This is a genomic window from Marinobacter sp., from assembly GCF_041686475.1.
Lineage (GTDB): Bacteria > Pseudomonadota > Gammaproteobacteria > Pseudomonadales > Oleiphilaceae > Marinobacter.
This window is the reverse complement of sequence record NZ_JAWLDU010000029.1, coordinates 29,436-40,412: the sequence shown is the minus strand read 5'-3', so window position 1 is coordinate 40,412 and position 10,977 is coordinate 29,436. Positions and strand designations below refer to the sequence as shown.

At 58.0% G+C, this 10,977-nt stretch carries 11 protein-coding genes; 8 read left to right on the top strand and 3 right to left on the bottom strand.

Annotated elements, in window-relative coordinates:
* Positions 1-220, top strand: a 220-nt coding sequence (locus ACESMB_RS08745; protein WP_372971346.1) for a DUF454 family protein, incomplete at its 5' end; no start/stop codon positions are given.
* Between the two features lie 29 nt (positions 221-249).
* On the top strand, positions 250-687 hold the full coding sequence (locus ACESMB_RS08740) for an Rrf2 family transcriptional regulator (protein ID WP_372926208.1): 438 nt from the start codon (positions 250-252) through the stop codon (positions 685-687).
* 4 nt (positions 688-691) lie between these two features.
* Here ACESMB_RS08740 and ACESMB_RS08735 read toward each other — a convergent pair whose 3' ends face one another.
* Complete coding sequence (locus tag ACESMB_RS08735) at positions 692-2,068, bottom strand: GntP family permease (RefSeq protein ID WP_372926209.1); 1,377 nt, start codon at positions 2,066-2,068, stop codon at positions 692-694.
* A gap of 69 nt (positions 2,069-2,137) precedes the next feature.
* Positions 2,138-2,908, bottom strand: a complete 771-nt coding sequence (locus tag ACESMB_RS08730; protein WP_372971345.1) for a class II aldolase/adducin family protein — start codon at positions 2,906-2,908, stop codon at positions 2,138-2,140.
* Positions 2,909-3,017: 109 nt separating this feature from the next.
* Between ACESMB_RS08730 and ACESMB_RS08725 the strand changes: the two genes are divergently transcribed.
* The gene (locus tag ACESMB_RS08725; RefSeq protein ID WP_372971344.1) at positions 3,018-3,710 is read left to right on the top strand and encodes a Crp/Fnr family transcriptional regulator; all 693 of its coding nucleotides are present in this window, start codon (positions 3,018-3,020) and stop codon (positions 3,708-3,710) included.
* A 27-nt stretch (positions 3,711-3,737) separates the two neighbouring features.
* Here the strand turns inward: ACESMB_RS08725 and ACESMB_RS08720 are convergent, their stop codons facing one another.
* Positions 3,738-5,228 carry a WS/DGAT/MGAT family O-acyltransferase gene (locus tag ACESMB_RS08720; protein WP_372971343.1) on the bottom strand — a complete coding sequence of 497 codons (1,491 nt, stop codon included), beginning with the start codon at positions 5,226-5,228 and terminating at the stop codon, positions 3,738-3,740.
* A gap of 135 nt (positions 5,229-5,363) precedes the next feature.
* Between ACESMB_RS08720 and ACESMB_RS08715 the strand changes: the two genes are divergently transcribed.
* From ACESMB_RS08715 to ACESMB_RS08695, 5 genes are all read left to right on the top strand, one after another.
* The gene (locus tag ACESMB_RS08715; RefSeq protein ID WP_372926213.1) at positions 5,364-6,317 is read left to right on the top strand and encodes a bile acid:sodium symporter family protein; all 954 of its coding nucleotides are present in this window, start codon (positions 5,364-5,366) and stop codon (positions 6,315-6,317) included.
* Positions 6,314-6,694 carry a CidA/LrgA family protein gene (locus ACESMB_RS08710; protein ID WP_372971342.1) on the top strand — a complete coding sequence of 127 codons (381 nt, stop codon included), beginning with the start codon at positions 6,314-6,316 and terminating at the stop codon, positions 6,692-6,694. Before ACESMB_RS08715 ends, ACESMB_RS08710 begins: the two co-directional genes overlap by 4 nt.
* Complete coding sequence (locus ACESMB_RS08705; protein ID WP_372971341.1) at positions 6,687-7,412, top strand: LrgB family protein; 726 nt, start codon at positions 6,687-6,689, stop codon at positions 7,410-7,412. Before ACESMB_RS08710 ends, ACESMB_RS08705 begins: the two co-directional genes overlap by 8 nt.
* Before the next feature lie 73 nt (positions 7,413-7,485).
* A complete protein-coding gene (locus ACESMB_RS08700; RefSeq protein ID WP_372926216.1) occupies positions 7,486-9,579 on the top strand; it encodes a TonB-dependent receptor family protein in 2,094 nt (697 codons plus the stop codon).
* Positions 9,580-9,617: 38 nt separating this feature from the next.
* Positions 9,618-10,976: a TrpB-like pyridoxal phosphate-dependent enzyme gene (locus ACESMB_RS08695; RefSeq protein ID WP_372926217.1), complete on the top strand. Its 1,359-nt coding sequence runs from the start codon at positions 9,618-9,620 to the stop codon at positions 10,974-10,976.
* Position 10,977: the final 1 nt, after the last annotated feature.

Here is a 10,977-nt window from a genome sequence, read left to right as displayed (position 1 = left end):
TGCCGCCTGGCTTGAAAATCATCAGACTTTTGGCCCGGCGATAGAGAACTGGCGCAGCAGGCGCGCAATTCCTGCGAAAGGAAAGTGGCTGGCCTGTCTGATGCTGTGTGTGAGTTGGTCCGTGCTTCTTATTAGTGGCGCTGCACCGGTGGTGCTGTTAGCGACAGGCCTGATGTTTCTTGGCCTCGCCTGTTATCTCTTAACGCGTGCCTCGTACTAACGATGCATCTGTAGTATTGGAGTTGATAAATGCATATCACTCGTTACACCGATTACTCCCTGCGTGTTCTGATCTACCTGTCGGTGCAGGGTGACGAGCTGGCGACCATTCAGGAAATTGCCGACAGTTATAGCATTTCCAAGAATCACCTGATGAAAGTGGTTCACCAGCTTAATAAAAAAGGCTACATCGAGACGGTCAGGGGCAAGAAGGGTGGCATGCGTCTGCAGATGGCACCCGCCGATATCAACGTTGGCATCCTGGTACGTGAAACCGAACAGGACCTCAACATTGTTGAATGCTTCTCCTCAAAGAATGCCTGTCGGATAACGCCAGTGTGTGGCCTGAAGTCCATGCTTGGCGAGGCCCTGACGGCCTTTCTTGAAACGCTGGACAAGTACACCCTGGCGGACGTGATTCAGGATCAGCATCGCCCCCAGCTGCTGAGGCTGTTGCAGATTGCCTGACGTTTCAGATAACTGATACCAGGCCGATAGCGACGAGCGTTGCGATAACAGGAATGGCCACGGTCACCACGAAGATATCCTTGTAAGCCTCCTTGTGCTTCAGGCCCATGATCGTCAGCATCGCAATAACAGCGCCGCAGTGGGGCAGCGAATCGATGCCGCCGGAACCGAGGGTGGCAATCCGGTGCAGGGTTTCCGGCTCAACACCCATGGAGAGGTATTTTTCCGCGAAGGTCTGCATGAAGATCTGCAACCCACCCGAGCCGGATCCCACGATGGCGGAAACCACGCTGACCGAGGCAAGCACCGATAGCAACGGAGGCAGGGGCAGGTTCAGAACCCACTGGGCAAAACTTTCAAAGCCCGTGGTCTGGGTAACCACGCTGCCGAATCCGATAACCGCCGCGGTATTCAGTAACGGCATAATGGCATCGTTGGCGCCGATCCCCAGGCTCTCCATGGCTTTGCTGCGGAACCCGGGAAACAGTACCACACAGCTGCCGGCTCCGATCATCAGGGCAAAGCTCGGCCATACAATCGGCTCGTTACCGGCAAAGGAAATCAGTGTTCCCAGTACCGGTGTCTCGCCATCCGCAATGCCAAGTGCTGTCAGCAATCTCGGCACAATAATGGTTCCCAGCACAAGTAACAGGGGGATGATGCTCAGCTGCCATCTCGGCCCGTGCTGCAGCGCCGGAGCCATGTTTTCCATGTACTCATCCTGGGCGTTCACCACGTAGCCTTCACCGGTCGCCCGGGCTTTGCTCCATTGCCGTTCCAGATACACCATACCCAGAACAAACATGACCGCGCCGGCTGTCAGGCCGATGAGTGCACCCGCAAACAGATCCGTCCCCAGAGCCGAGGCCGCGATGACGTTGTGAATAGATGGCGTGCCTGGCAGCGCTGTCATGGTAAAGGTGCCGGCGCCCAGTGCCGTGGCACCGCAAAACAGGCGCTTGGGCAGGTTGGCTTCCCGCATCAGGGCCACGCCCAGCGGATACATGGTGAAAATCACCACGAACACAACCACGCCGCCGTATGTCAGTAATGCGCATACCAGCATGGTGACGAGAATGGTGCGTTTGGCGCCCAGGCCCCGGGTGATGGCGCTGGCAATGGAGCCCGCTGCGCCACTGGAGGCCATCATCTTTCCGAAGATGGCGCCGGAAAGGAAAAGAATGAAAAACTTGCCCGCAAAGCTGAAAGCTCCCAGTGGCCCGAATGGGAAGTGCTCCAGAAGCGCCGCGGATATTCCCAGGCCGTTGGTTATTGCCACAATCAGGCTGGATACCAGTGCAGCGACCAGGATATTGACCCCGCGCAGGGCCATGACAATCAACAGAACGAGACCGGCCAGAAGGCCAATGTTTGCAAGCATGGCAGTGAATCCGGTTATTGTTCGGCGGATCAGGGGTCACATGACCCCTTCGGCATTTCTGTACGCCTGTTATTCCCGGAAACTGGCGTCGATGCGGTCCAGCTTGCGCAGTAGCCCCGGCCACGCCAGTTTACCGCCCAGACCCTTGGTGACCTGATCGGCCTGGTGTTTGATGGTGTCGACGATGCCTGTCGGGATAGGCGTCAGTGGTCGATTGCCGGATAGCGCCCGGATCTGGATCTGACAGGACGTCTGCAGGATATACATGGCCAGGAAGGCATCAGGGATGCTGCTTCCGGTGGTCAGCAAGCCGTGATTGCGCAGAATCATGAAATTGGTGTTGCCCAGATCTTTCTGCAGGCGGGCCTTCTCGTCTTCCCGCAGTGCAACACCTTCGTAGTCGTGGTACGACAGGCTGGCCAGAGCGAACAGGCTTTGCTGCGACAGTGGCATCAGACCCTCCTGCTGGGCAGAGACGGCGATACCGTCAGCGGTGTGCAGGTGCATCACACAGGCGGCATCATCCCTCACCGCATGAATCGCGCTGTGGATGGTAAAGCCGGCGGGGTTGATGTCGAAGTCGTCAGGGTTGATCTTGTTTCCGTCCTGGTCGATGCGCACCAGGCTGGAGGCTGTGATCTCCTCGAACATCATGCCATAGGGGTTAATGAGGAAATGATGCTTGTCACCGGGTATGCGCGCGGAAATGTGGGTAAAAACAAGATCGTCCCACCCATGGAGCGCAACCAGTCTGTAGGCCGCTGCGAGATCAACCCGAAGCTGCCATTCTTCCTTGCTGACCTGATTCTTTTTTGACGGAATGGAAAGCTGTTCTGACATAGCGTGGCTCTTTCTCCAGGTGTTCTTGTTGTAGTAATGACTGTGTTCAACCACCGAGTGTAGGTAAGAGTGATCGGCGAAGACTGTCAATTCGTTTACAATTCAGAATATGACCGATATCAAGACTCTGCTCGCCAACTGCCCATTGTTCTCCGGCTTTCCCCGGCCAGCGCTGGAGGATCTGGCGGCTATCGCCCGCACGCGCAGGTTTGAAGCGGATGAGCCGATCTACGACAAGGGCTCCGCAACGTCGACGCTGAATATTATTGCCTCCGGGGTAGTGCGCATAAGCTCGGTCAATCCCGCCGGCAGGGAGGCCACCCTGATCATGTTCAGTGCCGGCACCTGGTTCGGAGATTCGGTGTTTTCTCCCGGTATGCGCCGGGTCTATGGGGCCAGGGCACATGAAGCAGCGACAATCGTTGAAATGTCCGGTGATGCATTCCGCCAGCTTATGGCGAAATACCCGGAATGTTACCCGGTGATCCTCGACATGGTCAGCCGCCGCCTATGGGCAGCCATGTCTATCATTGAAGACGATGCCCTGCGGGGTATTGCCGCACGGATTGGCCGGCGGCTGCTGTTCCTTGCCGAGATCCAGGGCAACCGTGAGGCAGGCTCGGAGCCGGTGACCATCTGGATTACCCGGGAACATATTGCCAACATGATGGGGATGACCCGCCAGGGAATTCATCAATGGATCAAGGGCTTCGAGCGGGAGGGGTTGCTGGAGTTGTCTTACGGCCGGATTGTGCTGACGGACCCGGCTGCTTTACAGCGTCACCTGGAGCGTATTGACTAGCTCCGGCCCGGTGGGGCCGGAGACCAGTCAGGATCCGGTTTTGGGAGTCGCTTTTTTACCGGGAGCTTTTCGGGCTCCAGTGCCTGCTTTCGTCTTTCTGGCCGCGGCCGCGGAGCTGGCCGGCGGAGGCAACACCAGACTTTCAAGCTCATCCAGCGCTTCGCCGGTGTAGACAGCCAGCTTCTGCATGCTGGGCAGCGTATCGCGGCAGCCGGTGAAGCCAAAGTTCAGCGAACCTGAATAGCTCAGGCAGGTAATGTTGAGGGCGCCACCGTGGGCGATCAGTGATACCGGGTACATGGCCTCCAGTCTTGCTCCCTCGTAATACAGAGTCTCTTCCGGGCCCGGCACGTTGGATATGGTGACGTTGAACACCGGCCGCATGCGCCCGCCCAGCCCCGACATAAGCTGTAGAATATAAGGCGACATCAGCAGCATGGTGTATTGCGTCAACGCCTTGCGGGGCAGTTTCTGCAGGTGCTGTTTGGCACGCCTGGTGGACTGTTTGATGTTCTGCAAACGGGTAAGAGGGTCGGCTTCGTCGGTAGCGAGGGAAGCGATCATGAAACTGATCTGGGTGCCGGTGCCCTGGTCATCAGAGGGCCGGATATTGACCGGAATTCCCGCGGTTAGTGGCGTATCCGGCAAACCCTCCTGTTCCAGCAGAAACCGCCTCAGGGCGGTGCCGCACAGATAGAGCACAATATCGTTCAGGGAGCCGTTGGTGGCGTGGGAGACATGCTTGATGCGTTCCAGCTGGTAGTGCTGGGTGGCAAAGCGCCGCTGGCCGGTCACCCGGTGGTTGAGGACTGATACCGGGCCGGCGAATGGAGTTGTGAGGCCATCCTCCGGGTGTCGGGCCGAATGGACCAGGCGGTTCATGGCGCCCACAAGCCGAGGCGCCATGTCGGCCTGCAACTTCAGGGCCTCCATTGCCTGGGAAAACGCGGCGGGAACACTGGCCTCGGTGTCAGTCTTGCTGCCGCGGGTGCGCTCCGGGCGCACCGACCACGGCGGCAGCATATTGATTTCGCCCGGGTCTTTGCTCAGCACACGCTGCATCAATCGGACACCGCTGATGCCATCGATCATCGAGTGGTGCATCTTGGTGTAAAGGGCAAAGCGATTATTCTCCAGGCCCTCAATGATGTGGCATTCCCACAAGGGGCGTGCAAAATCCAGGGGATTGGAGTGCAGTCGGGATACCAGGATGCCCAGCTCGCGCTCGCTGCCAGGGCGGGGCAGGGCTGAGTGGCGCACGTGGTAATCCAGGTCCAGCTTCTTGTCGACTTTCCAGGACGGAGTCACCACGCGGCCGAGAAATCCGGAAAACGCCAGTTTATAACACCAGGGCGGTGCAATATCGGCTTCTGCTTTCATGCGCGCCAGCATATCCCTCAGAAAGGTCTCCGGCGCATCTTCCGGCAGCGAAAAAATCTGCAGGTTGCCAACATGCATCGGCGTATCGTCCGACTCTACTGCCAGCCAGGATGCATCCAGTGTTCCCAGGCGTTTCATTCCTTGTCCTCTTGCACGGTGAGCAGCCAAACTGCACGTTATTAATTGCGTTCGGGTTCGCATAGTTGTTGTTCGCAAGTATACGCAACAACAGGGATAATCACACGACGAACGGAGTGAAAGGTTTCACTTTTTTTGCCGCGCCTGTGCTATTTTCTTTCGCTGGCTAACGTCTTTAAAACAACAATCCATGGAGGCACTGTGGAGTCCAGTCCCCTGATTTCAGCGGGGTTGCCGATCGCCCTGTTTATTATCATGATCGGTATCGGAATGACCCTGACGGTCAGGGACTTTCGTCAGGTGGCGGTCTATCCCAGGGGCATGATCGTGGGAACCTTTGCCCAGATTCTTCTGATGCCGCTGATTGCCTTTGCTCTGGCCTCCATGCTTGACCTGTCTCCCGCCATCGCAGTGGGCCTGGTAATTATCGCGGCGTGCCCCGGTGGCACCACTTCCAACCTTTTCGTGCTGCTGGCACGGGGCAATATTGCCCTGTCGATCGTACTGACGGTGACAGCCAGCCTGATAACCATTGTCACTCTTCCGTTGCTCACCAATTTTGCGCTGCAGCTTTACGCTGGCACGGAAGAATCCATCACCCTGCCGGTAGGGCGTACCGTGGGGATGCTGTTGGGTATCGTGTTGTTCCCGGTCGCCGTTGGCATGGTTTTCCGTACCCGGGCACCCGAGCTGTCCCGCCGCGCTGAAAGTGCAGTCAGCGTGTTCGGGGGCCTTGTGCTGGCGCTGCTGGTGGTGGGCCTGGTCTGGGGCGTGCGCGATCAGATCTGGGATCTCCTTCGCCAGGCGGGCCCCGCAACATTGCTGCTGAACCTGGCGGGTATTTTCCTGGGCCTGCTGGCCGGACGGGCCGCCGGGCTGACCCAGCGTGAATCCATCGCTGTCGCTGTGGAGCTTGGCATCAAGAACAGTACCATTGCCCTGCTGGTGACTCTGACCCTGCTTGAGTCCAGTGCCATGTCGATCCCGGCGGCGGTCTATGGCGTAATGATGTTCCCGATAGGCTTTCTGCTGGCAGCCTACGGCCGTAAAATCATTCCTGCTTCAGTCATTGCGAGACCTGCGCCATGAATTTTCTCAACGGAATGACTCTGCTGCTGGTCTATCAGTTGGTGGGTGAAGTCACCGTTCGCCTCCTTGCGGTCCCTATCCCTGGGCCGGTACTGGGTATGGTTATGCTGTTCCTCACCCTGATGATCCGGGGCCGCACGCCAGAGCCGCTGCAGAATGCATCGACTGCTCTGCTCAGCCATCTGTCACTGCTGTTCGTGCCCGCCGGTGTTGGCATGATGGCTCATTTCGACCGTATCGCCGATGAGTGGCTGCCAATCACCCTGGCGCTGTTTTTCTCCACCATCATTACCATGGTTGCTACTGCCGGCATCATGCAGTTGACCACACGGTGGTTTGCCCGGCCCGGGCAAGGGGGAGGGCAGCAAGATGAATGAACCCGCCATCCGCGATATCTGGGTTTACCTGTCCGCCTCACCACTACTGGGGTTGACCATAACGTTGGTGGCCTACGGCCTTGCCTATCGCCTGTACCTCAAGTCCAATTCCAGCCCGCTGGCCAATCCGGTCGTCACCTCCGTGGCCATGCTGATTGCCCTGTTGATGGTTACCGGCACTTCCTACAGTGAATATTTCGAGGGTGGGCAGTTTGTGCACTTCCTGCTGGGGCCTGCCACCGTTGCGTTGGCGGTACCTCTCTATCAGCAGTTTTCGCGGCTGCGGGAGCTCTGGCTGCCAGTGACCATTTCCTTGGTCTGCGGGGTTGTGATAGCAGCCGGAAGCTCTATTGGCCTGGCCTGGCTGCTCGGCGGCTCCACGGAAATCCAGATGTCACTGGCGCCCAAATCCGCAACCGCGCCCGTCGCCATGGGTATCTCGGAAACCATCGGCGGTATTCCGTCTCTGACGGCCGTTCTGGTGGTGGCAACCGGTATCGTGGGAGCTGTGCTCGGCACCAAGCTGTTCGAATGGATGCGTATCACCGATGACAGCGTGAAAGGCATTGCCATGGGTGTGGCAGCCCATGGAATAGGCACGGCGCGGGCGTTCCAGGTGAGTTCGCAGATGGGTGCTTTCTCGGGACTGGCAATGGCGCTGTCTGCGTTCGCGACCGCCCTTATTGTGCCCTGGTTGGTGGACCTGATCGGGATATAGCCGAACGGCACCCAAAAAGCCTTTGGCCTCGTATCCAATAAAAACGACAATCATCGGCAGCAGGGGTAGCGCAGTGGTACTCTCAAAGCGTTGGAAAGCGACAAAAACCTGGGGTGTGGTATTTTCCGGGCTGGCAGCGGCCAGTGCTTTTCCGGTAGCGAAGGCCCAGGAGGAACCGGGTGCTTCGGAGACCGTTATCGAAGTCACCTCGCCGCGTCTGGTGCGGGATCTTTACGACACGCCAGCTGCCGTTTCCGTCACCGAGACCCCGGATATCCGGGAGGGCCAGCAGCGGCTGCAGCTGGATGAATCACTGAACACGGTTCCCGGCCTGTTTTTCCAGAATCGCTACAACTTTGCCCAGAATTTGCGCCTGTCCACCCGCGGCTTCGGTGCCCGGGCGCCCTTTGGTATCCGCGGTATCCGCATCCAGGTGGATGGTATTCCCTACACCCTGCCGGACGGTCAGTCCCAGATTGACGCGGTGGACCTGGATTCAGCCCAGCGTATTGAAGTCATACGGGGACCATCTTCGGTGCAATACGGCAATGCTTCCGGCGGCGTGATTGATATCACCACTGCCAGGGGGGATGACCAGCCACCGGGGGCAAGGCTACGCCAGGATGTGGGGAGCGATGACTACTACAAGACCACGGCCCAGGCCAACGGGGTCAATGGTGATGTCAGTGGCATCGCAACCATGTCATGGCTCAATTACAACGGCTATCGGGATCAGAGCGAGGTTGAGAAGGGTCTTTTCAACGGACGCCTCTCCCGTGAGTGGAACAACGGCCAGCGACTGACTGCCACCTTCAATGCCCTACACACCCCGAAAGCGGAAGACCCCGGCGGCCTGACTGCCGCGCAGGTTGAAGAGGACCGTCGCCAGGCCACACCCAACGCCGAAAGGCTGGATGCGGGGCAGGAGGTAGACCAGCAGACACTGGGGCTGCTTTACGAAGCGCCTGTTGTTGGTGGTGACCTGACTGTCAGCACCTTCTTTACTCGCCGCGACTTCTCACAGCAGTTGCCGTTTCCCGGGCCCAGCGGGATCGCCTATGACCGCCAGTTCTTCGGCGTCAGCTCGGACTATCAACAGGAGAATGAAGTAGCGGGACTTCCACTAACATGGCTAGCAGGCGTTGATCTTCATCGGCAGGTGGATGAGCGTCGCCGATACCGGATTAGACCGGATGCCAGTGTCGCTGAACAGATTCAGAAGGAAGCCCAGAACGGCACTACTGCCGCCGTCTTTGCCCAGGGGGACTTGGCAATCACGGAACGCTTTAATCTCTCGCTCGGGACCCGCTTCGATCGTCTTCGGCTATCGATAGATGACGATCTCTTGGAAGGTGGTGACGATTCCGGCAGTCGAACTTACGATGAGTTGAGCGGTTTTGCCGGCATCAGTTACCGCACAGCTCCGCGCCAGCAGGTATATGCGACTATCGGGACCGCTTTTGAGGCGCCCACATTTACTGAGTTTGCAAACCCGGATGGAAGCGGTGGGTTTAACCCGGACATTGAACCGCAGCAGGCCCTTAACCGGGAAATAGGGTTGCGTGGTAGCTTTGGTGAAGCGTTCAGTTATGATCTTGCGCTGTTTTCCATACGTGTAGATGATGAACTCCTGCCGTTTGAGGATGATGTCGATATTGACGGTGTTACCACCAGCCGTACATTTTACGAGAATGCCGGACGCACCGAGCGCAACGGTATCGAGCTAGGATTGAATTGGGACATTTCCTACACTTGGCGGATAACCAGTGCCATTACTCTGGCGGATTACACATTCGAAAACTTCGAGGATCGGCAGGGCAATGATGCCGATGGCAACCGCCTGCCTGGCTTGCCTCGCGAACAATGGGTGACCGAGGTGGAATGGAAGGGTCAGGGCCAGCGCTTCGCGGCACTGGAATGGCAATACGTTGGCGACCTCTACGCTGAAAACAGCAATGAAACCAGAGTTACCGATTACTGGTTGTTTGGGGTGCGAGCGGGCGATACGATCCGTTTCGGAGAACAAAGCTTGAACGTATATGGCGGTGTTCGCAATCTGCTGGATGAGGACTATTTCAGCAATATACGTATCAATGCAAACAGGGATGCCTTTTACGAACCAGCACCAGGAAGAACTTTTTATGCCGGCCTGGAATGGGTATTCTGACGGCTGATAAAAACACGAAACCCAGGATATTCATGACCATGCAAACCAAGTTCCTTCTCGAAGAAAGCCAGATGCCGAAGTACTGGTACAACCTCCAGGCGGATTTTCCGGAGCCTTTGCCTGCGGTGCTTCATCCGGGCACACAGCAGCCGGTCGGGCCCTCCGATCTCGAACCGCTGTTCCCCATGTCGCTGATCGAACAGGAGGTGTCTACCGAGCGGGAAATCGAGATTCCGGAGCCCGTGCGGGATGTTTACAAACTCTGGCGTCCGGCCCCGCTTTACCGGGCCCATGGTCTTGAAAAGGCCCTGGGTACGCCGGCAAAGATTTTCTACAAGTACGAAGGCGTGAGCCCTGCAGGCAGCCACAAGCCCAACACGGCGATCCCCCAGGCGTTCTACAACCGCGAAGCAGGTATTCGCACCCTTACAACGGAAACCGGCGCCGGCCAGTGGGGGACGTCGCTGTCATTCGCCGGTTCCCTGTTCGACATGGACGTGACTGTTTTCCAGGTCCGGGTTTCCTACAACCAGAAACCCTATCGCCGGGCGGTGATGGAAACCTACGGCGCAAAATGTGTAGCCTCGCCTTCTGAGCTGACCGAATTCGGGCGCAAGGTGCTGGCGGAGAACCCGGACCACACCGGCAGCCTGGGTATTGCCATCTCCGAGGCGGTGGAGCTGGCGGTGCAGGATCCGAACACCAAGTATGCCCTCGGGTCGGTGCTGAACCATGTGTTGCTGCATCAGAGCATCATTGGGCTGGAATCCATGCAGCAGATGGAAATGGCGGATTGCTGGCCGGATGTCATTGTTGGCTGCACCGGAGGCGGTTCCAACTTTGCCGGCATCGCCTTCCCGTTTATGGGTCATGCGCTGCGGGGCGGCCAGAAATCGCGGATTGTTGCAGTCGAACCCTCAGCATGCCCGACATTGACCCGTGGCAGGTACGCCTATGATTATGGCGATACCGCGCACATGACGCCGCTCACCAAGATGCACACCCTGGGCTCTGACTTCACCCCACCGGGCTTCCATGCCGGAGGGCTGCGTTACCACGGCATGGCACCCATGGTGTCCCACGCCAAGGAACTGGGGCTTTTTGAGGCTGTGTCCTACACCCAGCGCGAATGCTTTGAGGCTGGCGTGCTGTTTGCCCGTCATGAAGGCATCGTGCCGGCACCGGAAGCGAATCATGCGGTAAAGGGCGCCATTGACGAGGCATTGCGCTGCAAGCGGGAAGGCAGGGAAGAAGTGATCCTGTTCAACCTCTGTGGTCACGGCCACTTCGATATGGCGGCCTACACCTCCTATTTTGCCGGTGACCTGAGCGATCACGAGTATGAAGAACAGGAACTGGCGATGGCACTCTCCGGATTGCCGTCTGTCTCAGGCTGAG